Annotated in this window: 23 protein-coding genes and 1 pseudogene; 5 read left to right on the forward strand and 19 right to left on the reverse strand. The window is 37.6% G+C overall.

The genetic code is table 11. The annotated features are described in order from the left end of the window. The first annotated feature begins 20 nt into the window (after positions 1–20). Positions 21–1,178 (forward strand): catalase family protein, encoded by a 1,158-nt coding sequence (locus tag QLG01_RS13900; protein ID WP_282496738.1) that lies wholly within the window; start codon positions 21–23, stop codon positions 1,176–1,178. 38 nt (positions 1,179–1,216) lie between these two features. On the opposite strand, the gene QLG01_RS13905 is transcribed toward QLG01_RS13900, so the two are convergent. From QLG01_RS13905 to QLG01_RS13915, 3 genes are all read right to left on the reverse strand, one after another. Further along, entirely contained in the window at positions 1,217–1,522 is a 306-nt protein-coding gene (locus QLG01_RS13905; protein WP_282496739.1) for a hypothetical protein, read from the reverse strand. A gap of 342 nt (positions 1,523–1,864) precedes the next feature. Next, positions 1,865–2,320, reverse strand: a complete 456-nt coding sequence (locus tag QLG01_RS13910; protein ID WP_151826613.1) for a hypothetical protein — start codon at positions 2,318–2,320, stop codon at positions 1,865–1,867. Positions 2,321–2,512: 192 nt separating this feature from the next. After that, entirely contained in the window at positions 2,513–2,947 is a 435-nt protein-coding gene (locus QLG01_RS13915; protein WP_282496740.1) for a GFA family protein, read from the reverse strand. 223 nt (positions 2,948–3,170) lie between these two features. Here QLG01_RS13915 and QLG01_RS13920 point away from each other — a divergent pair, with 223 nt between their 5' ends. Continuing rightward, positions 3,171–4,736 (forward strand): phospholipase D family protein, encoded by a 1,566-nt coding sequence (locus tag QLG01_RS13920; RefSeq protein WP_282496741.1) that lies wholly within the window; start codon positions 3,171–3,173, stop codon positions 4,734–4,736. A gap of 17 nt (positions 4,737–4,753) precedes the next feature. On the opposite strand, the gene QLG01_RS13925 is transcribed toward QLG01_RS13920, so the two are convergent. The 9 genes from QLG01_RS13925 to pqqA all read right to left on the reverse strand — a co-directional run bounded on the left by QLG01_RS13925 (position 4,754) and on the right by pqqA (position 11,090). Then, positions 4,754–5,341 carry a uracil-DNA glycosylase family protein gene (locus QLG01_RS13925; RefSeq protein ID WP_087088664.1) on the reverse strand — a complete coding sequence of 196 codons (588 nt, stop codon included), beginning with the start codon at positions 5,339–5,341 and terminating at the stop codon, positions 4,754–4,756. A gap of 197 nt (positions 5,342–5,538) precedes the next feature. After that, entirely contained in the window at positions 5,539–5,775 is a 237-nt protein-coding gene (locus QLG01_RS13930) for a hypothetical protein (protein WP_004792401.1), read from the reverse strand. A 233-nt stretch (positions 5,776–6,008) separates the two neighbouring features. After that, positions 6,009–6,185 carry a hypothetical protein gene (locus QLG01_RS13935; RefSeq protein WP_004792403.1) on the reverse strand — a complete coding sequence of 59 codons (177 nt, stop codon included), beginning with the start codon at positions 6,183–6,185 and terminating at the stop codon, positions 6,009–6,011. Positions 6,186–6,763: 578 nt separating this feature from the next. Then, positions 6,764–7,813: a dipeptidase gene (locus QLG01_RS13940; RefSeq protein WP_282496742.1), complete on the reverse strand. Its 1,050-nt coding sequence runs from the start codon at positions 7,811–7,813 to the stop codon at positions 6,764–6,766. Between the two features lie 15 nt (positions 7,814–7,828). Continuing rightward, entirely contained in the window at positions 7,829–8,983 is a 1,155-nt protein-coding gene (gene pqqE, locus QLG01_RS13945; protein WP_282496744.1) for a pyrroloquinoline quinone biosynthesis protein PqqE, read from the reverse strand. Beyond that, the gene (gene pqqD / locus QLG01_RS13950; protein WP_004792407.1) at positions 8,980–9,264 is read right to left on the reverse strand and encodes a pyrroloquinoline quinone biosynthesis peptide chaperone PqqD; all 285 of its coding nucleotides are present in this window, start codon (positions 9,262–9,264) and stop codon (positions 8,980–8,982) included. The genes pqqE and pqqD overlap by 4 nt, the downstream gene beginning before the upstream one ends. Beyond that, on the reverse strand, positions 9,261–10,019 hold the full coding sequence (gene pqqC, locus QLG01_RS13955) for a pyrroloquinoline-quinone synthase PqqC (RefSeq protein ID WP_032006186.1): 759 nt from the start codon (positions 10,017–10,019) through the stop codon (positions 9,261–9,263). The genes pqqD and pqqC overlap by 4 nt, the downstream gene beginning before the upstream one ends. An 8-nt stretch (positions 10,020–10,027) precedes the next feature. Beyond that, positions 10,028–10,939: a pyrroloquinoline quinone biosynthesis protein PqqB gene (gene pqqB, locus QLG01_RS13960; protein WP_262729799.1), complete on the reverse strand. Its 912-nt coding sequence runs from the start codon at positions 10,937–10,939 to the stop codon at positions 10,028–10,030. Positions 10,940–11,015: 76 nt separating this feature from the next. Beyond that, positions 11,016–11,090, reverse strand: a complete 75-nt coding sequence (gene pqqA / locus QLG01_RS13965) for a pyrroloquinoline quinone precursor peptide PqqA (protein WP_001982218.1) — start codon at positions 11,088–11,090, stop codon at positions 11,016–11,018. Between the two features lie 248 nt (positions 11,091–11,338). On the opposite strand from pqqA, the gene QLG01_RS13970 reads away from it, so the two are divergent. Then, complete coding sequence (locus tag QLG01_RS13970; protein ID WP_282496746.1) at positions 11,339–13,120, forward strand: bifunctional metallophosphatase/5'-nucleotidase; 1,782 nt, start codon at positions 11,339–11,341, stop codon at positions 13,118–13,120. Between the two features lie 54 nt (positions 13,121–13,174). On the opposite strand, the gene QLG01_RS13975 is transcribed toward QLG01_RS13970, so the two are convergent. Both QLG01_RS13975 and QLG01_RS13980 read right to left on the reverse strand, forming a co-directional pair. Next, entirely contained in the window at positions 13,175–13,576 is a 402-nt protein-coding gene (locus QLG01_RS13975; RefSeq protein ID WP_005305185.1) for a transcriptional repressor, read from the reverse strand. Positions 13,577–13,714: 138 nt separating this feature from the next. After that, positions 13,715–15,676, reverse strand: a complete 1,962-nt coding sequence (locus QLG01_RS13980) for a TonB-dependent receptor (protein WP_282496747.1) — start codon at positions 15,674–15,676, stop codon at positions 13,715–13,717. Between the two features lie 217 nt (positions 15,677–15,893). Here QLG01_RS13980 and QLG01_RS13985 point away from each other — a divergent pair, with 217 nt between their 5' ends. Further along, a complete protein-coding gene (locus tag QLG01_RS13985) occupies positions 15,894–19,055 on the forward strand; it encodes a multidrug efflux RND transporter permease subunit (RefSeq protein WP_282496748.1) in 3,162 nt (1,053 codons plus the stop codon). A 55-nt stretch (positions 19,056–19,110) separates the two neighbouring features. Here QLG01_RS13985 and QLG01_RS13990 read toward each other — a convergent pair whose 3' ends face one another. From QLG01_RS13990 to QLG01_RS14010, 5 genes and pseudogenes are all read right to left on the reverse strand, one after another. Further along, on the reverse strand, positions 19,111–19,380 hold the full coding sequence (locus QLG01_RS13990) for a phosphopantetheine-binding protein (RefSeq protein ID WP_227556311.1): 270 nt from the start codon (positions 19,378–19,380) through the stop codon (positions 19,111–19,113). Continuing rightward, a pseudogene (locus QLG01_RS13995) lies at positions 19,363–19,980 on the reverse strand (isochorismatase family protein); the annotation flags it as partial. The pseudogene QLG01_RS13995 and the gene QLG01_RS13990, both read right to left, overlap by 18 nt. Positions 19,981–19,999: 19 nt before the next feature. Then, on the reverse strand, positions 20,000–21,664 hold the full coding sequence (locus tag QLG01_RS14000; protein WP_282496749.1) for an AMP-binding protein: 1,665 nt from the start codon (positions 21,662–21,664) through the stop codon (positions 20,000–20,002). After that, positions 21,661–22,899, reverse strand: coding sequence for an isochorismate synthase (locus tag QLG01_RS14005; protein ID WP_282496750.1), 1,239 nt, complete (start codon positions 22,897–22,899; stop codon positions 21,661–21,663). The genes QLG01_RS14000 and QLG01_RS14005 overlap by 4 nt, the downstream gene beginning before the upstream one ends. A gap of 44 nt (positions 22,900–22,943) precedes the next feature. Next, positions 22,944–23,714: an SDR family oxidoreductase gene (locus QLG01_RS14010; protein ID WP_174764941.1), complete on the reverse strand. Its 771-nt coding sequence runs from the start codon at positions 23,712–23,714 to the stop codon at positions 22,944–22,946. Positions 23,715–23,980: 266 nt separating this feature from the next. On the opposite strand from QLG01_RS14010, the gene fes reads away from it, so the two are divergent. Continuing rightward, positions 23,981–25,180, forward strand: coding sequence for an enterochelin esterase (fes, locus tag QLG01_RS14015; protein ID WP_282496751.1), 1,200 nt, complete (start codon positions 23,981–23,983; stop codon positions 25,178–25,180). Position 25,181 lies beyond the last annotated feature (1 nt).

Raw genomic sequence — 25,181 nt, forward strand, 5'->3', positions numbered from 1 at the left:
TTGCACCGAGGAGATAATAAATGTCAAATTTTATGCAGCCTACTCATTTTAGGATATTGTTTGTATTTACTCCTCTTGTTTTTGCACTAACAGGTTGTAGTGACGCTTTATATTCTCAAAGAACCACACCAGTAAAGACTCCTTCCGAAAATGTTATTTATCCGAAGATCGATCCATTTTTAGGAGAAAAGTTACAGCCTAATGAGGAAGTGCTAGCTCAAAACATAGCTCAAGTCATTGAAAAGTCAATTCGTGAACAATACACGGTGGGAAATGCTTTGCGTGATGCACATCCAAAAGCGCATGGTTGTGTTCGAGCCGAGTTTAATGTCTCAAAAAATATACCTGCTCAGTTTGCTAAAGGGGTTTTTATCCCAGATCAAAGTTATCAAGCATGGATTCGTTTTTCGAATGCATCTAATGACGCCACGAGTGCCGACATTGACAAAGATGCGCGAGGGATAGCCATAAAACTTTTAGGTGTATCTGGAGACAAAATTTTAGAAAGTGAAAAACAAGCGACCACTCAAGATTTTATTATGATTAATCACCCTGTCTTTTTTGCCAATGATGCAAAAAGATATCTTTCTTTTATGAACGATGTGAATAGCCATAATATGATCAGAAAACTTCATATTCCTTTTGTCTTAGGTTTTAAGGGAACCATGAATGCACTGGGAGCACGTAACTCACAAATTGCAAATCCACTCTATGCACGTTACTGGTCTATGGTTCCCTATCAGTTGGGACTTGGCAAAGATCGGCAAGCAGTTAAATATTCAGTACGTGCTTGTTCGGTAACACCAGATAATTTACCTAAAAACCCTAGTCATGATTTTTTAAGAGAAGCTTTAAAAAATACTTTGCAAAATAATGATGCCTGTATGGAGTTCCTTATTCAGCCGAGAACTTCAAGTAAAATGTTAGTAGAAGATGCGATGACAGAATGGGATGAAAAAGCAGCTCCCTTTTATCAAGTAGCAACTATTCACATTCCAAAGCAAAACTTTGATACACCTGAACAAAACCAGTTCTGTGAAAATCTTTCTTTTACGCCGTGGCATGCTTTACCTGAACATAAGCCATTAGGTGCAGTAAACAGAATGCGTAAGGTCATTTATGAAAATATAAGCAGAGTTCGACATGATATGAATTCAGCCCCTAGACAGGAACCTTAAATATTTTATCCCTGATGGTTTGTCTAAGCTAACTATCTTTAGTCAATTCCTTTGCTTGTATCTATGGTGATACGATCAATAAAATCTGCTAACCATAAAACAAAGTCATCTTCATTTTTATGCTTTGGAATCAAACTCATATCTAATGTAATAGGTACTTCATTTTGACAGCTAATAACTGCACCCTCGAAATTCACAAAGTTATATAAAAATTTTAATTCGGTACCTGCAATGGCTTTTTTGATTTCTATGATGAGATTATTTAAATTTTTAAAATGATTGTTAGAGCATTTATATTTAATATTTTTATTAATTTTTTCTGCTAATAGTAAGTATTTTGGCATTTCTATCTCCTTATTAATTATTTATAAAATATAAGTATAATTTCAAAGTTATAAAAATAAGTTTTTAATTTTTATTAAATTGTTTCTGCATTTTTAATTTTAATTGATCAGTTGTGCCGATAATAACAACATATTGTTTAAAAATGTGATTTATTTTTGACTTTTTATTCTGATTAAATTAGTAGGTATTAATATCGACTAAAACACTCGGCTTTAAAATTTATACTAAATAGGCTTAATATATTTAAAAAACACCATTAAAAAACCGCCCCAGAAGGCGGTTGCTGAATTTACAGCGACATATAGAAGTGTAGTGGACGATCACTTCTATATTTTTTGAACTTATTTTTCTTCTTTTATAATTTTAGTAAAGGCATCTGATTTGAAATAATTAATAATCATCTCCCCATCATCACTTGTCGATGATGACATTTTAGGAGGTTCGTCATAGTTAAACTTAAAGTCTGGAGGAATAAATTTCGAGATTGGTGGAAGCTTGGCCTCTCCTCCCGTTGTAATTCTTTCAATAAAACCCGCGAGCCAAAGTATATATTCATCTTTATTTTTATGGTTGGGCATGAGGCTCATATCCAACTTAATTGAACACTCTTCTAATGGCTTGGTTAAGCACTCTTCAAAATCTATAAAATTATATTTAAGTTTAAACTTGGTTCCTTTAATTTCTTTGCGGATTACACCAACCAACTGATTTAAGTTCTCTGCTGAGCTTTCAGAAAATAAATTTTTGTCCTCAATTTTTTTATACACATTCTCAGCAATGATTAAATATTGTGGCATTTTATTTTCTCCCTTTTATTGTCAGGCTACTCACTCAGCCCTTTAAGGAAGTATGATAGATATCATGTTTTCTAATGTAATTGTTGTGCTTCCAATTGTAATTAGTGTGTTTTTGTGAAACCTGCAAGCATAGCCATCCGAAAAAAACAAAGTTAATGTAAACTGAGTCTCGTTTTTAGATAAAAATTTATTCTAATCAAAAAATATTTTTAGCTCATCTAAAGTTGGAAGCTGATTATAAGATTGATCTGCAATTATGGTATTTGCCCAGTTTGTCTTTGAAACTATACAAAAATTAAGCTTCTTTAGAACCTGAATGTCTTTTTCTAATAGACCTAATGGAATCCACATAAAATGAGTAGTTCCTACCAAATTAGGTACAGGCGATCCACATTTACTACAAAATGAAGATGTGAAGCCTGTTTCTTTTTTATAAGTATGGATAAGCTCAAAACCTGAGAGCCATTCAAATTTATCCTTACTCACTAAAGTTGCTGCATTCGCTCCTGTTCCAGTTTGTTTACGACAGAGACTACAGTGACAATGGTACACAGTCTTGATTTCGTTAGTGACAGAAAATTTGACTTCATTGCATAGACAAGAACCTACATGACTCATCTCGAGCATCCTTAGAAAATAATATTGAATATAGCATTAGCCTTAAAAAGGTTAAATTTAACTTTATATGTTTAAATGGATATGCTCTCTTAGAAGTGCCTATAAATATAAGGAATTGCTAGAGTTGAGGCTTGGCAGAATGCATTTATACCGTTTAATATGAATTTTGACATATAAATTGAATATAAAAATGCTGTGATGTGCTTATCTTGGATGCGACTTAAAAGCTTACATGATTAATCAGTTCTATCAGCAGTACAGTAATATGGCATTAAATGCCTGGGGCTTTACACATACACCTTCGTATGACAGTACATACGACCCTGATGAGAATGGTACAGTGACAAATAGCTTTAATTGGTTGAATGATGAACAAGCTACAGAAAAAACTAAACAAGGATTAACTGCTTTTGTTGCATTGGATGATGCTTTTATCAGTATCGCCTCTCGTATGTATCTGATTAGAAATGCAAAAGAAAAAATCGATTTACAATACTATATTTGGACAAATGATTTTGTTGGAAACTTGATGCTGCACGAGTTATTAACGGCGGCAGATCGTGGTGTAAAAGTTCGGTTACTCATTGACGATCAAAATGGAGTAAAACTTGATGGTATTCTAAGAAGCCTTCTACACCATCCTAACTTTGAAATTCGTTTATTTAATCCATACAAATTTAGATATATAAGAATCTTGGACTATATTTTTCGGTTCAAGAAAGTAAATCATCGTATGCATAATAAATTAATTATTGCAGATAGCGTGATTGCTGTAACAGGCGGTCGTAACATCAGTAGTGAGTATTTTGATGCAAGCAGTAAGTTTCAGTTTACAGATCTAGATATCCTATTTTATGGGCATACAGTACAGCATGCCCAAGCAGTTTTTAATGATTTTTGGCAAAGTGAGTTAAGCCAAGATGCGACCAAGCTGGTCGGAACTTGCGCTGTCCACCACTTGCAATCTTTACGACAGCATTATCATGATTTGCTTCATGAAAGTGAAAATCATACCCAAACCGAAGATAAGCTTTATGATGCTCAAACTTATTTAAAAGAGCTTCTAGAGCACTATCCAATTCAATGGTCAAAAGCATATTTTGTTGCAGATTCACCGAAAAAGATCTTAGGAACAGCCTCTAAAGAAGAGATGCTTTATGAGCAAGTTATGGCCATTATGGGCGAACCAAAACAGCACATCGAATTGGCTTCAGCTTATTTTGTTCCTACACAACAAGGCGCTTACTATTTAAAACAGTTAAAAGTTCAAGGTGTTAAAGTTAGGGTTTTAACGAACTCTTTTGCTGCAAATGATGTAGCAATTGTGCATGCTTTTTATAGTCAATATCGGGTCGAAATGCTTAAAAGCGGTGTAGAACTATTTGAGTTTAAGCCATTTTTAGAACGCAGACGTAGAACTTGGTATGAAGTGGTAACTGGAAGTGTGATTCCAGCAAAAGGTAAAAATAAATCGAGCTTGCATGCCAAATTTTTTGATGTGGACGGTAAAGTATTTATTGGTTCTTTTAACTTTGATCCACGTTCGACTTACTTAAATACTGAGGTTGGTCTTGTTATTGAGTCAAGTCAATTACAAGCACAAATTTCGGTCATGCTAGATCAGCATTTACCTCAAGTCGCTTATCAGCTTAAGTTAAACAGTGAAGGTAAAATTATTTGGTTAGATTATCAGTCAAATGGACAAGTTGTTGAATATGAAAAAGACCCAGATACGAGCCTTTTCCAACGTACAATGATTAAAGCCGTTTCATATTTACCCGTTGAATGGATGATGTAATAACACTTCAACTTGACTTATAAAATCCCAATTTCTTTAAAAAATTTCTGATAAGCCTCAGCTTTTTTCTCTAGCGCTAATGGATAAGCTCGAGACGAAGATGGTAAGCGATATAAATTAATATCTCTTCCTGCAAAGTAAGTCGATGTAGATGTCCCTATAAGCGGTTTTTCAGTGTTCTCGGGTAAAACTGAAATTAAGGTATCAGTTGCTTTATCACCAGTGGTCATGATGGTCTGACATAGAGGAATCTGCTGAAGCAAAACAGTAAGATCTGTTGGCGTTACGATTTCAAGAAATTTATCTGCGGCATTCCCCTTCAACCGCTTAATTTGATAAGCCGTGTCAAAGATTGCAATACCTGTTTCAATTAAGAAATTTCGGATACGTTCTTCATTAAAATTTTTTTGGTTTTCACTTAAAAAGTAAGTTTTGTCTTGGAAAAAAATTAAACCAAAAATTCGCCACATATCATTTTGGAAATTTGGATAGTAAAAATCCATCTTCCATTTATTACGCGGTGGTGGAAAGCTACCTAACATGAGTAAACGCGCATTTTCAGGTAAAAAGGGTTCTAGTGGATGTGTTTCTATCTCAATTATCATAAAAAATCAGTGTTTACTTAAAAACTTTATAAACAAATTAACCTATTTTTTAGTTAATCACGAGTCATGAAATGCAATTTCTCTTAATTAAAGCGTTAATGGGAAGAATCAGCTCTTACTGAAAAACATTCAGGTGATACCTCTGTAGGAATCACCTCAATCATTTAACGTGTAGTGTGCTGGTGGACTCAAATTTATTAAGAGTTCAAGACTTTAAAAACTTTACCTGTTCTTGGATGAGCAAAACTGTTATCTGGATCTAAATTAATGACTTTATCCGAAATCACAATTTTAGAGAGTGGCAACCAGCTTTGCTCTTGCTCAGCTTGGACAAAATTTTTTTCATAAATATTTTCATAAATTTGTTCAACTACAATTTCCATACCACACATACTTTTGGCATTTACTTCTTTTAAAATATGGCGCTTTGACATTCTAGTCTCCTTTTTTATTATCCGCATCGCTAATAATAAAGACTCCACTGATACAATATGTAATTTTTAATAATGAAAGTGTTTTTTTTGTTTTAATCATACTTTTGTAATAATTAAATGAATAGTTGAGTAATTATTAATTTAATTATTATCTTTAAGTTAATCTATTTAAAATAATTATGAGTTTTAATAAAATTAAAGGGTTCATTATTTGAACCCCTTTTTATTTAATTTTAAACTTGTACAGCGTTATCAATTGAGCCGTCATCTTGATTTTGGACTCTATCTTTACTGGTCACTGAGTCGCTATCGTGATCTGTGTTAAAACTCTTACTGTTCTTTTGCTTCTTCTTGTAGACACACATCCCAATCGCAATACCTGTTCCTATCACTAAAATTGACTTTAACATTTTGCACCTCTTCGATTGATGGAGTAACTTTTGAAAAATCAGCTTTAATTAATAGCACATAATTTGTTATTTAGCGGCTTTCATTTGCTCCGCTTTTGTAAGGTATTTAATTTTTATGTTAATTGAATAGTGTAATAGTTAAAAAATAAATTTTGATACAAAGCAAAAAGCCTATTCTATATTTTGAATAGGCTTCTTACTGTATTTCAGGATTAAGCAGTATTATGAATTGCTTTAAGCAATCTTATTATCTTTGAATACACTACAAATGTATTTAATGCTGAAGTTTTAGTCAAGATGGAGTTGAGTGGTTATACCAATAATCAGTAGTTATTGTGATGGATATCACGTTTATTTGCTTGAGATAAGAAAAACCCATTTCTACTTCTCATGAAGAAATGGGTAATGTGAAAACCACAAAAAACCTGAAATACCAAATGTTCTTACATTCAGTAAGGTTGAGTGTAGTGAATATACCGAATGGTTGACAATTAAACTATTTGTATTTTTTTTAGTCATTTCGGCCAATAAAAAAACTGTTATGATTCTGTAGATTAACTCTGTTTAGTCATTCATTGTTAACCCAAAATTCTATCAAACATCCTCACCCAATTATTAAGGCATATATTTTCAATCAGTGTTTTAGAATAACCACGCTGTTGCATACGCTCAATTAAGCGATGTAGCCCTGTCACATCTTCAAGTTCAGTACCAATAAGTGCACCGTCAAAATCAGAGCCAAAGCCCACATGTTCCTCGCCCAAATGATCCATTAAATATTCTAAATGTTCTAAAATTACATCGATGGGTGTATCCGCATTGCGCTGCCCATCCGATCGTAAAAACGCGACATCAAAATTTACGCCTACCATACCTTTACTTTCTCGGATTGCTTTAAGCTGCGAGTCAGTTAAGTTGCGTGCTTGAGCACATAAAGCGTGTGCATTTGAGTGCGTTGCTACAATAGGCTGTTGCAATATATCTACCGTATTCCAAAAAGCTTGTTCATTCATGTGTGAAACATCAATCACCATCTTTTTATCAGCACAGCGTTTTATAAAGTCTTTGCCATCGCTGGTAAGACCTGCTCCAGTGTCAGGCGAATGAGGAAATTTTGCGTTTAAACCATGTCCAAAGCGGCTCGGTCTATTCCAAAGTGGGCCAATACTACGCAGGCCTCTTTCATAAAATACATCGAGTAAATCAGGGTTATGTTGTAAAGCTTCGGCACCTTCCATATGCAACATAATTGCTAGCTTTTGCTCTGCTAAGCAATCTTGAATATTTTGAACTGATGTGCAAATTTTAATATTTTCAGAGCGCTGAGCAAGTTGATGAGCTAAATCGAGTTGTTCCAAGCAAATTTGTTCAATTTGCTGTTGGGTAAAATCAAAAGCATTTTGATCAAATAGCTTATTAGGATGGTTTTGTTGAACATAGCCATACGGAGGTAAAAAAATCGCAAACATTCCTCCAGTAAAACCAGCTTGTTGACAGCGGTTTAGGTCAAGATGGCCTGCTAAACATTCATGAATAAAAGCATGTACAGGATCTGGATGATCACTTAGCCATAAGCGTGTTAAAGCATCATTATGCCCATCAAAAACTGGAATATGGCTACACTTCATGAGCATTCCTACTTGCTATATGTCTGTAATTGTGTGGACTGGAATATTTTGTGTGGGGCTTAAAGATTTAGAGTTTCTACTATTACGGAATACTAAGTTTTGCAGTGGTGCAGCCAACTGACTTTCTGTACGTGCTTGTTCAATCATTTGATGATACGGCGATTTCCCACATACAGGATCGGCATTAGCTGCATCTCCAGTCAACATATAGGCCTGACAACGACATCCGCCAAAATCTCGATCTTTATCTGGGCAACTACGGCAACCTTCTGGCATCCATGCATCACCACGGAAATGATTAAATCCAGTTGATTTATACCAAATATCTGACAATTTATGTTCGCGGACGTTTGGAAATGAAATTGGCAATTGTCGTGCTGCATGGCAAGGTAGCGCCATACCATCTGGAGCAACTGTAAAGAAGATTTTACCCCAGCCATTCATACAGGCTTTTGGTCGCTCTTCATAATAATCAGGCACTACAAAAATGAGTTTGCAAGGATGATTTTGCGCTTTTAATTTTTCTCGATATTCATTGGTAATCCGTTCTGCACGTATCAGTTGCTCTTGTGTGGGTAATAAACCTTGGCGGTTTAAAAAAGCCCAACCATAAAACTGACAAATTGCTAGCTCAACTGTGTCTGCATTCAGCTCTAGGCAAAGTTCAATGATTTGTTCAATCTGGTCAATGTTATGTCGATGAATAACAAAGTTAAGCACCATCGGATAATCGTATTTCTTAACCAGTCGGCACATTTCATACTTTTGTTCAAAAGCATGCTTTGAACCTGCCAAGGCATCATTTACCACAGGATCACTCGCTTGAAAGCTCACTTGAATGTGGTCTAAACCCGCTTGTTTTAGATCAGCAATACGTTGTTCGGTAAGCCCCATACCCGATGTAATTAAGTTGGTATAAAACCCTTGTTGATGAGCATGTGCAACGAGTTGTTCTAAATCTTGACGTACCAGTGGTTCACCACCAGAGAAACCGAGTTGAACAGCACCCATCTGACGTGCTTGATCAAAAACATCAAACCACTCTTGAGTGGTCAGCTCATTTTTATGCTGAGCATAGTCCAAGGGGTTTGAGCAATATGGGCATTGTAGCGGACATCGATAAGTGAGTTCCGCTAATAACCATAAAGGTAGGCCAACACCTTCTGTCATACTAAATCAATCCAGTGTTGCTGCTTTGCGACCAGCATGTAATCCACTACATCCTGATCAATCTCAGCAATATCACCAAACTTTTGCTTTAACTGAGCAATAATTGCAGAAACATTTTGCTGCCCATCAATATATTGCCCAATTGCCCCTGCACTTTCATTTAACTTGATCATGCCTTCAGGATATAAAATCACAAAACCATTTTGAGCTGGCTCGAACTGAAAACGGTAACCTTGTCGCCATGTCGGCACAAGGTTTAAATCAAACTGTTCTTTATTCATTTAAATAGTCCTTTGTGCCAAACTCGTTTGCTCGTCACAGTGTGATATGGCGCTTCATTGTGAACATGTGCAAGTGTTAAAGCATCTAAAATGCTCCATAAAATATCCAGCTTAAACTGCAATATTTCAAGCATTCGCTCTTGTTGCTCATGAGTTGTAAATGAATCAAGTGTGATTGTTAAACCATGTTCAACGTCACGGCGTGCTTGACTTAAACGAGAACGGAAATACTCATAACCTTTATCATCAATCCATGGATAGTGCTGCGGCCATGAATCAAGTCGCGACTGATGAATTTGTGGGGCAAAAAGTTCAGTTAAAGAGCTGCTTGCTGCTTCACGCCATGAAGCACGGCGTGCAAAGTTTACATAGGCATCTACGGCAAAGCGCACACCCGGTAATACCAGCTCTTCAGAAATAACTTGTTCACGACTCAAGCCCACAGCTTCGGCTAAGCGTAGCCATGCTTCTCGACCACCGCCATCTGGATATTCACCATCTTGATCGATCATGCGTTGAATCCATTCTTGACGGACTCGTTGGTCGGGGCAATTTGCCATAATGGCCGCATCTTTAAGCGGAATATTAATTTGATAGTAATAGCGGTTTGCAACCCAAGCCTGAATTTGTTGCTGGGTGGCTTTACCTTCATACATCATCACATGAAATGGATGATAGATATGATAATACTGGCCTTTATCAATAATGGCTTGTTTGAATTGTTCAGTCGTTAAAGCTTCAGGTGTTTGAGTCATGTTTCACCTTAGAGTTCAATCTGCATGCCGTCATAGGCAACTTCTACACCATTTGCTTTAAGCTCAGCAAACTGGCTAGAGTTTTCATTTAAAATTGGATTGGTATTGTTAATATGAATCAGCACTTTTTTAGGCGTACTTAGCTGATTTAAATAAGACAGTGAACCACCTTCGCCACTAATATATAAATGCCCCATTTCACGGCCAGTTTTAGTTCCAACCCCTGTTTGTTGCATTTCATCGTCTGTCCAAAGCGTACCATCAATCATGACGCAGTCTGAACTCTGCATAATCTGCATGATTTGATCGTCAATTTTTCCAAGACCCGGTGCATAGAACAACTGTTTTTGTGTCTTATGATCATTGATAATTAAAGCGATATTGTCACCGTCATGTGGGTCATTTCGATGCGGTGAATATGGTGGCGCAGCACTTTTAATAATTAAAGGTAAAAATTCTAAATTTTCGAAACCATCAATTTTAAAGGCTTGTTTAGGATTAATTTCATTGTATTGAAGACCACCATTCCAGTGTTTGAGCATATTAAATACTGGAAAGCCGCTTGTTAAATCTTGGTGGACCATTTCTGTACACCATACATTCATTGGACAACCTTCACGTAAGGTTAAAAGCCCAGTCGTATGATCTAACTGACTGTCCATTAAAATAACGCTTGTTATTCCGGTATCACGCAATTTACGCGCTGGTTGAGCTGCTTTAAATTCGAAAAGTTGCTGGCGGATATCAGGTGATGCATTTAATAAAACCCAGTCTGTTCCATTTTCAGAAACAGCAATTGATGATTGAGTACGAGCTTTGGCTTGGATTGAACCCGTGCGCACACCATGACAGTTCGGGCAATTACAATTCCACTGCGGGAACCCGCCTCCGGCAGCTGAACCTAAAACATAAATATACATAAAATTAATATCTTATTAGAAAGAGATAAGCCCTAGAACAAGACTAGGGCTTATGACATATTTGGATGAAACTGAATTAACGTGCTTCGAAGTACATAGTAACTTCAAAACCAATGCGTAAATCAGTAAAAGCTGGTTTAGTCCATTGCATAAATTATCTCCGGTTCATATTAATCTTGTGAAATGAATCACTTGATTAAATCTTATAAGGTCATTAAAAATTTATTCTAAATAAAAAATTTGGGTTTGTAGACCACCCCTAGCCAAGATATTGTTCGATAATTGTGTTTTTTGTCCAAATTTTAATATTTCGAACATATTTGCTCATTGAAGGTTTCATCAAACATTCATACTAAAAGCGTATTTTTTATCCGTCTTAATTGATCAAATGATAAAAAAATGAAAAATTTAACAACACTTTTTAGAGTAACAACACTTTCTCTGGCAGTAACGTTATTGGCTGGATGTAATGACGATGATGATAATGACACCGCGCCACCTGCTCAAAGAAGCAATCAAACCGTAAATATTTTAGCTTTTAATGACTTTCACGGAAATCTTGAGCCACCGAAGCGTTACGTCGAAGCACCAAATCCAAATGATGCTGCTCAATCTGTTCGTATTCCTGTGGGTGGAGTGAGTTACTTCGCCGATGCAATTAAAAAACTTAAAGCAGAAAATCCAAATAATGCTGTGGTTTCGGCGGGCGACTTAATTAGCGCTTCTCCTCTAACCTCTTCTTTATTTTTAGATGAACCGACCATTGAAGTCATGAATGATATTCAAATTGACTTTAATGCTGTCGGTAACCATGAATTTGACCGTGGTACAGATGAATTACGCCGTTTAAAGAACGGTGGATGTCAGCAATATACAAGCACTGCGCCTTGCCAAATTAATAAAAACTTTAGTGGTGCAAAATTTGATTTCCTTGCGGCTAACGTAGCAATGAAAAATGATGCCAGTAAAACGATCTTTCCTGCATATAAAGTCAAAACTTATGGTGGAATTCCGGTTGCATTTATTGGTTTAACCCTTAAAGCAACGCCAAGTATTGTTTCTGCTGCTGGCATTAAAGACGTTGAGTTTCGTGATGAAGCCGATACGGTAAATGCATTGATTCCTGAGTTACAAAAACAAGGAATTGAAGCAATTGTAGTGGTGGTACATGAAGGTGCAGCGCCAAGTACTAAGTTTAATGAGAAAACATGTGATGGTTTAAGCGGCCCAATTTTAGGAATTTTGGATAAGCTTAATCCGGCAGTTGATATTGTTGTTTCAGGCCACACGCATCAATCTTATATTTGTGACTATGCAACCAAAAATCCTGCAAAACCGTTCTTACTTACTTCAGCTGGACAATATGGCACGCTCATTACTGACATCAAGGTTGAGCTAGATGGTAAAACTGGTGATGTGATTAAGAAGGATGCTAAACAAGTTCCTATACAAAGTGAGGCCTATACGTCTGGTACAACCACGGTAAGCCTTACCGATCTCTATCAAAAATTTAGTAAAACCCCAAGCATTGAAGCCATTTTAGATAAATACCGCCAAGCGGTGACCACCATTTCAAGTCGTGTGGTTGGAACTGCAACAGCTGTAGTCAGTCGTACTCAAGTTGAAAGTGGTGAAAGCCCATTGGGTATTATGATTGCAGATGCTCAGCAAGCGGCTGCGTTAAAGGCAAGTAACCAAGGCTCTGACTTTACGTTAATGAACCCAGGTGGTGTTCGTGCCGATCTACTCATTAATAGTAATAACCAGATTACCTTCGGTGATGTTTTTGCGGTGCAACCTTTTGGTAACTCTATTGTGACTCTAAGCTTAACTGGCAAACAAATTAGAGATGTAATTGAGCAGCAGTGGTCTGGTGCAAATGCAAACTCAGCTAGAATTTTACAGCCGTCTAAAGAATTAACTTATCAATATGCGGCAAATACATCTGTTTCGCCAAGAGCAAGTAACATCATGGTTGCTGGTTCACCATTGGTTGACACCAAGGTATACCGCGTGACAGTAAATAGCTTCTTGGCAGATGGTGGTGACAACTTTACGGTATTAAAAGAAGGCCAAAACCGTGTAGGTGGTGGTCAAGATATTGATGCCCTTGAAAGCTATGTCGCTAAGAATTCACCGTTAATTATTCCAGCGACTACTCGAATTAAAGTCATCAAATAGCAAATTTAATAAAAAAAGGACAGTTTAGGCTGTCCTTTTTTCTATCTGAACTTTTTATTCTGTATAGAGATTAAGTTCAATACTACTGATATTAGTTCCTGTATTCGCAAAAATAACATCTATGACTTCATGCAGTAGTTCTTTTACTTTTTCATGTTCATAGCTAGTTGCTTCTGCGGTTTTTAGACAAATCAAGTTACAGCTCATTTTATCTTTTCTGATCTTATAAATACTTTTACTTTTTCCTAAGAACACCCTTTTGATGAGCTTCCGATTTTCAAATTCAGATAAGATTCGATAAATTGTTCCGAGCGTAATTTTATGTTCATTTTTAATTTGTGCATAAATGCTCACCGCGCTTAAGCCTTGTGGATTTTGATTTAAAATTTCAAAAACCTGTATTCTCGATTTTTTTATTGGTAGTCCATTTAATAATGATTTTGAAGTTGCCGTCATGATTAATTAGCCTTAATGTTGAAAAGTATAGAAATTCTTAAAATTATTTTGTCTATACTGGTTTGAAAATTATGGATATTTGTTTAATAAAAAACAAAGCCTATTCCCCTACGAATAGGCTTTGTGCTTAGTTTTAACTTAGAAACTATAAGTCGCTTTTACAAAGTAGTTACGTCCATAAAGTTTGGTATTAAATGATGCATCTTCATTCTCGAGATCAACATCGGTCAGGTTTTTTACGCCATAGTCCAATGTTAAACGTGGTGAAAGTGGTGACGTAAATGTCACATCATAAGTGGTATAGGCCGGTAACTCTTTAGTTGCGGAGTACATTTGCTTACCCACGTAGCTTACACCTGCATTTACACGGAAGTCTTCAACGGGTGCCCAAGAAACTGAACCATTAGCCAGCCATTCTGGTCGTTCAGTTAAGTCTTTACCTGTAGTTTTATTTTTTGCATCAAGGTAAGTGGCATTTGCTTTAACACCTAAATTATCCGTAAAGTCATAACCACCTGTAAGCTCAACTCCTTTGAGTTCTGCACGGCTTACATTGGTCCAGATTTTTCTAAAATCACCCACTAAACGTGGGTCACCATCACTTAAGGTAATGGCTTCAATCAAGTTCTTCACGTCATTTTGGAAAACGGTAACACCGGCATTCCAGTTTGGACGGGTTACAATTAAAGATGCTTCATAGTTGGTGCTTTCTTCTGGTTCTAAGTTTGGATTGCCTCGAATGTGGCAACTACCACCACATGAAATCATTGAGTAGTTAATGTCTAACTGAGCAGGAGCTGGAACTTTATAAGCTTGGCCTACACCACCTTTTAAAACAACACCTTCAGCGAGCTGATAAGCTAAATAAGCTTTACCAGTCGATTTGCCATCAAAATCATCAAAGTCGTCGTAACGGCCACCTAGAGTTAAGGTCAGTGCATCATTAATATGGGTATCGTTTTGAACAAATACACCGTAACTTTTTTGCTGGTTTTTCCCAGTACCGATATAACTCACAACGTCTGTAATTTTTTGATCTTTATAATCAAAACCAGCTGTAGTGTTATTCATCATCCAGTCAAAATTCGCGAAAGCACGGCCAATTAAATTTTCTTGCTTATAATTACGACTTTGTGGTGCATCATATTCGCTGTCGTAGTCATAAATTTTAGCGGTTTCTTTTCCAATATAAGCTTCTGTTTTCCCCCAAGCCCATTTCCCGCGGTGAGCAATTCCTACATTGGTACGCTTCATTTCCGATTCTTGAATTGAGGTCGCAGCGTCTTGAGTAAGTGGGCGCTTATCATTGTTATAGCCTAAATCTAGGTCTAAAGTTTGTTGGTCATTAATATTCCAACTTAATGTACCATTTACATTTTTGGTATCTTTTTCTACAAAGTAAGCGCCATCTGGATCTGGTTTGCCATTTCGATACCATGCATCGCGATTATAAGCATCTCCAGCCAAAGTAAAACTTACATTGTCGGTTAAACCGCCGTATAGGTTAAATCCGTAACGGAATTGATCTTTACCATTCCCACGATCTGCTCGGTTATATTGCCCAAAGACCGAACCATGAAGCTGCCCGTCTTCGGCTTTTTTAGTAATAATATTGATTACACCACCCATGGCATCTGCTCCATAGAGAGATGACATAGGTCCTCGAATAACTTCAACACGTTCAATACTATTTAAAGGAATTGCACTCCAGTCAAAGTCATTACCTCGCCACATGGCACCATTAGATGACATGCGTTTGCCATTAAGTAGAATGAGAGTGTAGTTACCTGATGTATTTAGCATTCCCCGTATAACGATTTTATCTTGACCGCTGTTATAGTTATAAACCCCAGCCTGTTTTTGTAAAACATCTGCGAGGCTCAGCGCCGCACTGCGTTCAATCTCTTCACTCGTGATCACACTAATGGATGCGGGTGCTTTATCTACGTCTTGTTCTTTTAATGCAGCAGAAACCACAATAGTTTTAAGTTTTTGAACTGGTTCACTATTACCCTGCTGTTCACTATCTGTATTTGCTTGAACGGCGAAAGGAAGCAGTGTTGAGATGGCGACCACCAGCGCCTTTTTCGTTAACGTCATTTCTCGGCCCTTATTCTGGATAATGATTACCACATGATAATTATTATCATTTATGATGTGCCGAGCATCATATACGCATGACTTTTACTGATCAAGATAAAAATAATTATTAGTTATATAATGATAATCATTATTGTTTGTGCTGTAAAAAAGCGTTACCATTACACTTTCGTGTGCCTAAAAACCTATTTAAAACAATCTTAAAGTAGACATAACAATGCTCTCTCGATTTTTTATCTATCACCCTATCTTTGTTTCTGTCGTTGCAATCACTATTCTTATTTTTGGTTTTCTTGCCACTTTAGCAATGCCTGTCGAACGCTATCCTAACCTTGCTCCACCGGGTGTTACGGTTGTTGCTAACTATCGTGGTGCAGCTGCTGACACAGTCGAAGAAAGTGTGACCCAAATTTTAGAACAACAAATAAAAGGTCTGGATAATTTGCTTTACTTTACGTCCTATAGTGAATCGTCCGGAACGAGCAGCCTTGATATTCATTTTAAAATTGGCACAGATATTGATAAAGCACAGCTCCAAGTACAAAACCGAATTAATGGTGCATTAAACCGTTTACCTGAGGAAGTTCAAAGACAAGGTGTAAACATATGGAAAACCACGGGCGATATGCTACTTATTGTGGGGCTATATGATGAAACAGGTAAAACCAGCAATATTGATTTGTCTGATTATATGGTGAATCACTTTGAACAACCTTTAAGTCAGTTGCAAGGCATTGGTGAGGTGAATGTTTTTGGTTCAAGCTATGCCATGCGCATTTGGTTAAATCCAAATCAGCTTAGAAATTACCAACTTGTGCCGAGTGATATTGAAAAAGCCCTAGAAGATTATAATACCCAGATTGCTGCGGGTTCGATTGGTGCAATGCCCTCTGCTTCTGACCAAAATATTTATGCAAAAGTAAAAGCAGGTTCACGTTTAAAAACAATAGATGACTTTAAGTCGGTGGTGGTTAAAGCAAATGTTGACGGTAGCCTTGTTTATTTAAAAGATGTCGCGAGAGTCGAATTAGGGGCAGAAAATTACGAAAGTATTAACACACTTAATGGCTATCCATCGGCAGGTTTAGGGATTTCGCTAAGCCCTGATGCCAATGCAATCGAGACTTCCGCCCTTATTAAAGAAAAAATGGCTCAGCTTAGCCAGCATTTACCAGCTGGATATAAAGTCGTTTATCCTCGAGACAATACACCATTTATTGAAGAGTCAATTAAGCAGGTCATAATCACTTTGCTTGAAGCAATCGTGCTTGTTGTTATTGTGATGTATCTCTTTTTACAAAATTGGCGTGCAACTCTTATTCCAACTATTACGGTTCCCATCGTCATTAGTGGCACATTTGTGGTGTTGTATTTGTTTGGAATGAGCATTAACACACTTACGCTATTTGCTCTAGTTTTAGCGATTGGGTTATTGGTTGATGATACGATTGTAGTCGTAGAAAATGTTGAACGGCTTATGCACGAACAACAGCTAAGTGTACGTGAAGCTTGTTTAATGTCGATGCAAGAGATTAGCGGTGCATTGGTGGGTATTACGCTGGTCTTAACCGCGGTATTTATTCCAATGGCTTTTTTTAGTGGTTCGACGGGTATGATTTACCGTCAGTTTTCTATTACATTAGCAGCAGCCATGTTGTTATCGCTATTTGTAGCCATGACCATTACACCTGCAATGTGCGCAGTTCTATTAAAAAAATATAATAAAAAACCAAAATGGGGACAAATGCTTGAGCTTGCTCTTCAAAAAGTCAGATCAGCTTTTAGTTTTTTATCAGTTCGTTTAATCCAGTTTAAAGTATTTTCCAGTCTATTGGTTGTGGGCATCGCGGTTATTCTATTTATGATTTACCGCAGTTTACCTACAAGCTTTATTCCAAATGAAGATCAAGGATTACTTGCTGTTCCCTATAGTTTGCATAACAGTGCTTCAATGAGCCAAACCGAAGAAATTGGAAGACTCGTCAATAATTATTTCTTTGAACATGAAGGTAAAAATATTAATACCGTACTGGTCGTGAATGGACAAAACTTTTCAGGGAGCGGTCCAAATTTAGGTATGGCCTTTGTTTCGCTTAAACATTGGAATGAGCGTAAAGGAGAAGCCAATACGGCGAGTGCTATTCGTGAACGTGCCCAAGCATATTTACAAAAAAACTTGCCAGCTAAAGTCATGGTAGGAATGCCACCAAGTGTATCTGGGTTAGGTCAATCTGATGCTTTAGAACTTTGGCTTAGAGATGTAAATGGTCAAGGGCGCGATGAATTAATTAAACAATATAAAGCCTTAGAAAAAGAATCTCGAAATTATTCAGCCTTTGAAAATCTAAGTCCTCTTGTGAGTGAAGATAAAGCTGAAGTATTTATTCAACTCGATCAAAATAAAGCCAAAATGTTAGGAATTGACCAACAAGCAATTCGTTCAACACTATCGACTGCTTGGGGTGGAAACTATATTGGTGATTTTGTTGAGCGAGGTCGAATTAAGAGAATCATTATGCAAGGTGATTCAGAGTTTCGTTCTAAACCCGAAGACTTAGCGTATTGGCATGTACGAAATAATACAGGTGGAATGCTTTCCCTCGCCCATTTTGCACAAAGTCAGTGGACTGGTGGCCCAGAAGCTCTTACCCGATTTATGGGGCTAGCTGCTATTCAACTTGAAGCAAATGTAAGTTCTGGCTTTAGCTCAGGTCAGGCAATGCAACAGTTAAGTGATATGGTCAGTAAACAGTCTGGTATAGATGTCGCATGGAGCGGTCTTTCTTTACAAGAGCAACAATCTAGCCGCCAAGCAATTTATTTATATCTCATTTCTATTTTGTTTATTTTCTTATGTTTGGCTGCCTTATATGAAAGCTGGAAAGTTCCTTTTATTATTTTATTAGGGCTTCCTCTAGGCATTACAGGCACTATTATTTTTGCTTGGATTTTTAAGTTACCTAACGATGTTTACTTTCAAATTGCCCTATTAACAGGTATTGGCTTATCTTGTAAAAATGCAATTCTAATTGTTGAGTTTGCGACTCAAGCACTCAAACAAGGAAAAAGTAAAATCGATGCAGCAAGTGAAGCATTAAAACTACGTTTACGTCCGATTTTAATGACATCTCTTGCCTTTGGTGCGGGTGTGGTTCCTTTAATTTTTGCAACTGGTGCAGGTGCTGCGAGCAGATATGAAATTGGAATGAGCGTATTTGGTAGTGTCGTGTTTGGTACTTTACTGGTACCGCTATTTACTGTGTTCTTCTTTGTTGTGGTTCATAGTTTACCGAGTTTTCAGTGGTCAATGAGCAAACCATGGTTGAGTCGAACTTTGAGATTTAACAGCCGTATCAAAAAGGATAATACATCCTTTTAAAAGTTAGAATAAAAAAATGGCAGATATTAAATCTGCCATTTTTTATTCTTTCAATTTAAGCGACTAGCTTATCAATCCAAACTTCTAGTGTTGGTTGTTCAGCTAAATCTTCAAAGCTTACCTGTGCGCCGTAAGCTTGCCATTTACCGACTAATGTCATGAGTCGTACAGAATCAAGTCCAAGCATGAGTAAATCATCATTTAACTGAATGTCTGAAGCTGGAATCTGAAGCTGTTCACTCACTGCCAAAACAATACCTTCTTCAGTGAGTGGTGAGACTGCTTGTTCAAGCGCCCAAGCTCGTGTGACTTGCTGAGTTGTCATGACTTGCCCACAACGAGTACTTGTATACTTTAAAGCCATATCATGTTCTTCACGGCTAAAGTCAGCAAGTGCATCTCCACATAAAAACGGCTGAATGTTTAGCATAAAGGCTTCTGCCGCACTCATGAGGCAACCAATATGGGCATAAACACCACAAATGATGAGTTGATCGCGGTTTGATTCACGCATAAGTTGTTCGAGTGGAGAAAATTTAAAAGCGCTATAACGCCATTTTGTTAAGACAGTATCATTTTTATCAGGCGTAATTTCCGGCAAAATTTGGGTAATATATGGGTCATCTTTTAGACCAGTTCCCCAAAAGTCCGTTAATAACTGGCGATGTTCAGGTGTCTGGTTACCGGGCTGTGCGGTATAGACGACAGGGATATTAAACTTACGCGCAGTTTCAATCAGTTCTTTGGTATTTTTAATAAGCTCTGGAATAGGCGCTTGAGTTTGATCATAAAAATCTAAAAAATATTGCTGCATATCATGTACCAATAAAACGGCGCGATCGGTATGCAACTGCCAATGTGTTTTATTCGCGGTAAATTCGTGCGCTTGTGGCATGTTGTAACTGGCAATTTTAGGAATACTCATCAAATTTTTCCTTTTATCTTTAAGCAAGAATATTGGGGTTGGTTTCAAATTGTTGACGTAGTTTTTTTTTGTCGATTTTTCCAAAGGCTGTATATGGAAACTGCTCGATAAATTTGACACTATCGGGAATTTTGTAGGTAGCAAGCCCATAGTCTTTCAGATGTTGACGAACTGACATCGCAAGGCGAATTGGACTTGGATCATCTGTTTGTGATTGCCATGCAATAAAGGCACAGCTTTTTTCACCCATAATCTCATCAGGCATAGCAACCAGCGCTGCAAGGCGAATTTGTGGATGAGTTAATAAAGCTTGCTCCACTTCTTCAGTCGCAATTTTTTCACCAGCACGATTGATTTGTTCTTTTGAACGCCCTTCCACAACAATGCAGCCATCTTCACGAATACGAACTAGGTCGCCTGTACGATAAAAACCATCTGGTGTAAAAGAACGAGCGTTGTGCTCTGGTGCTTGGTAATAGCCGCGAATAGTATAGGGACCGCGAGTCAGCAAATGCCCCACTTCTCCCGCTTCTACGGGCTGATCATTATCATCCAGTACTAAAATTTCATCATCTAGTGAGATTTTTAAACCTTGGGTATGGATAATTTGCTCTTTCGTCATGTCAAAATGGGTGTAATTTACCAGCCCTTCAGCCATGCCAAAAACTTGTTGTAAATTGACATGGAACTCATCAATCAAGCGTGTGGCAACTGCATCGGGTAAACGTGCTCCTCCGACTTGTAAGCAACGTAGAGTCGACAATATTGGATCTTGATCTTTGGCTGCTTTATCCATCCACGGTCGAACCAATGCAGGAACTAAACAAGCATCTGTCACACCATGTTTTTTGATCAATGAAAAAGCAGTTTCAGGGCTTGGGTCAGTGCCTAAAACCACAGCTCCACCGGAATAAAAAATACCTAAAGAACCTGCCGAGCTCATTGAAAAGTTATGTGCCGCAGGTAAAACCATGAGTAAACGTGATGACTGATTAAGACGGCAGATTTTCGCGCTCTCACGTACGCTATATAGATAGTCGTCATGGGTACGTGGAATCAGTTTAGGAACACCAGTACTTCCACCTGAAAGTTGTAAGAAAGCAACCTGATCTGCTGTAGTTGGCGAAATCGCCTCATCTGAAATATGGGTTTCTTTTAAGAGATTTTGAATCGCTACAAATTTGTCGGCATTTCCAAGTACAAATACATGCTCTAAGCAAGGAGCAGTTTGCTGAAGCTTTTCGGCAAGCTCTCGGTAATCAAATTTTTGTGCACCAAAATCAGCGCAGAAATAAGCTTTTGCTTGAGTTTGCTTGAAAAAACTACTGAGTTCTGCAAAGCGATGTGCAGGTAAAGACATAACAGGTAAAGCACCAAGCCGAATCAGTGCAAAAAATAAAACATAGAACTGATAGTGATTCGGCATTTGTACAACTGCTTTATCACCGGCTCTTAGTCCGTGTTGATATAAGTGGCTTGTACAGTAATCAACTAAATGATCAAACTCAGCGTAACTAACGGCTTTATCACCATCATATACTGCTATGTTTTGCGGGTATTTTTGAGCACTTTCACGCAAGAAATCACTCAAGTTTTGTCCAAGCCAATAACCTTTTTTACGGTAAATCTCTGCAAATTCTGCTGGATATGGCACGGCACCATCCAGATAAACCTGTGTTGTCATGTGTTTGGTCCTTGTATTGGCAATTGATTTGGTGAAATCTGGAATCCGTCCAGTACAGTACGAAATTTAGCGGCAGTTTCAGCGTGTTCAGCTTGTGGTCGAGAAGCTTCAACAATGCCTGCACCGGCAAATAAACGGGCAATGTTCTGATAAATTCGGGCACAGCGAACAGTCACCGACCATTCACCATTACCTTGTTCATCTGCCCAACCCATAGTTCCTGCAAATAATTCACGGTTAAATGGTTCAAGTTGCTGAATTAGTTCTTTCGCAATTGGACTAGGCTCCCCACAAATTGCAGGTGTTGGGTGCAAGCGTTCAATTAAGTCAAAAACATGTGTATCGGCTTTCTTAAGTTCGCCCGTAATATGTGATGCCAAGTGCCAAAGGCGTTTAGTACGAATCAGGGATGGTTGCTTAGGTACTTTTAATTCCTTACAAAAAGGTGTGAGCTCATCGGCAATCATTTCGATGACGAGTGCATGCTCATGTTGATCTTTTTGTGAAGCAAGTAATGCTCTGGCGTTGTTTTGGTCTAGGGTTGGATCGTCATCACGAGCCAATGTGCCAGCAACCGGTTTACTCCAGATTTTTGTATTTTGCTTTGCAATTAAAAGTTCGGGGCTTGCACCGACAAACCACCCTTCACTTTGAGGATGCCTCGCGACTGCATAGTTATAGCCTTCGGGATTATGCTTAGCTAAGTTATAAAATAGGTCCGAGACGGGAATATTTTTTTCAAATTCAAGTTGTAAAATACGAGCAAGTACGGCTTTATCGAGTTTTTTTGCTTGCATTTGCTGAACTAAATACTCAACTTGCTGTTGGTAATGTTCACCTAAAGGGAAATAATCAGCCTTTTTTAAAGATAAAGAACCAAAATCAATATCAGATTGTGCATAGAGTACTTTCTGATAGATTTTTGCATTTTGCATCAGCATTAAATTGACATCGGCTGCCGAACAAAATGGTAGTCCACCCATAATCTTGACGTCTTTATAACCGTCATTCATTGCAAGTTCTAATTGAGCTCGTGCTTCATCTAACCAATCTTTTAAAAGGCTATTTTTAGCAACTTGAATATCTCGTAATTTTTGATGACTATTGATGGTGTATTCTGGCGTGGTAAAAATAAAACCTGCGTCATTTCCACAATTTAAAATTTCTTGGGCTAATGCAACGCGGCTTTCAGTAAAATTTTCTCGTTGGATAAAATACGGATGCTGTGCCGACATCTCGCAACTCCTTATACAGTTATTTTGTTGTAATGAATGAATGTTTAAACGCCTAAAGTGGCTCCTCCATCAACCACAATTTCTTGCATGGTAATTTGTGCAGCTTGATCAGAAAGTAAAAAGCTGACCGTATTCGCAATATCTTCAGGCTGGGCTAATTTTCTTAAGGGAATGCCTGTACGGTATTGGCTTAAATCTCCATCGATTACCGCAGGCGGAGGTGAATTATCTGTCCAAAGCTGCTGCTGCATTTGAGTTAGCGTAGAGCCTGGTGAAACAATATTAAGCCTTACTTGGTGGGGTGCGATTTCAAGTGCAAGATTACGGCAGTAATGGCTCAGTGCAGCTTTACTCGTTGCATACATGCCAAGTTGTATACGTGGCATACGTGAACTGTTCGAGCTAATCGTGACAATACTTCCCTGCTTTTTTTCACAAAAGTGCTTGGCAAGTTGTTGACTTATTGCGATGGGTGCCATGACATTTACAGCGAAAAGTGTTTGCCAGTCTTCTGTTTTTGCCTCAAGCATAGAACGCATAATCAATACGCCCGCCGCATTCACTAAACCCGTTACGCTATGTTTGTTTAAAATATCTGTAATGAGCTTCGCTGTTGTTTCTTGATCAGTAATATCTTGCTGAAAGCCATGCCAACGCGATATTTCACTGCTTTCTATCTTTTGTGTGATTTCCCATTGTTCGGGATTTTCCTGTCGGTCGATGCCGATCACTTGATACCCTTGCTGCAATAATTTTTTTGTAATAGCAGCTCCAATACCTCTTGCAGCACCTGTGACTACGATGGTAGAGCTCATGTTTTACTCCAGTTTGACTCGAATAGTAAATTCCGCCACATAATTGCAAATAATTATCATTATTATCAAGTGCGATAAATATCAAACATAAGATTACAATCTAAATCAAGTTATTTATTAACCAAGAATTCGATCTATTTTATTGATTTTTAAAAATTTTAATAAAACGCTTCTTTTTTTATTGATTATAATGATAATTGTTTTCATTTACTAATGAGAATCATTTTGTTAATTTGACCGCGCTTTCTTGTCGAGATGGACTCAAAATGAAGCCATTTTCTCATCCCTTACATCCCCTATTTCAACAACTCAATGTTGGGAGTGAGGTCTGGTGGAATACCGTTAAAAAATTAGGTAGTCCGCTAGTTAACCTACAAAAAAATAAAGCGCTCTGTACCTTTGTATGGCGTAGTCCTGAGCCTAAAGAAAGTATCTTTGTCTATATTGATATTTATTCACAGAGTCCTTCTATCTATCAAAAGTGGAATCGTTTTAGCCATATAGCTGGAACAAATGTGTATTTCTTTGAAATAGAGCTGCCCCTAGCTTGGACTGGTAGTTATGTTGTAGTGACTGCTAGTGAAGAAGCGCCAGAAACAGATTGTGCGGCAACACGACGCTTATGGTGGCAAACACAGCTTAAACAAAATGCTCAAATTGACTCATTCAATCATCATGAGTTTTATACGGGACATCTGGCCCGATACATCAATCAAATTCAACTCGAAAACACAAAATCTTTCATAGACGATTGCCCAATTACAAAGACATTTCAATGGTCAAGTCGCTTATGCCAACAGGACTATTTAGTTGACATTTTTATTAGTCATCAATTGGTTCAAGAAGTCTTGCCACTCGTCATATTGCTTGATGGCCAAATATGGAGTCGAGAGCTTTCAATTCTGCCCGAAATTCAACATTTAACTATTTCAAACAAGATTCGCCCAGCAGTTTATGTTTTTGTTCATAGTTTAAATAGTCAACAACGCCAACAAGATTATGGTTGTCATGATTCGTTTAGTCAGGCATTGGTTAATGAACTCATTGAAATACTTATAAAAGAACATTCTTTTATTTCTAAAACAGACATTACGTTATGTGGTCAAAGTTTAGGTGGTGTATGTGCTTTACATAGTACTTTGTTGTTCCCGACCATTTTTACTTCCCTGATTTTGCAATCTGGATCTTATTGGTGGTCAGATTTTTCAAACAGTATTTTAGGGCAAAAACACAAAGGTAATCTTTTAGAACTGCTTCAAAACGTATCTCATCAATTATCAAAAACAACTCGAATTTATATCAGTGCTGGCACGTATGAAACCGATATGCGGGACGATGCCCTTCAGCTTTATCAACAATTGCAATCATTCAATCAAGTAAGTTTTCACAGTTTTTCAGGCGGACATGATGCTGTGAACTGGCGTACCGACTTGCTTAAGGCATTGCAACAAACTCTTTCACTATAAC

It is taken from the genome of Acinetobacter sp. V89_4 (assembly GCF_029967875.1).
GTDB classification, from domain to species: domain Bacteria; phylum Pseudomonadota; class Gammaproteobacteria; order Pseudomonadales; family Moraxellaceae; genus Acinetobacter; species Acinetobacter oleivorans.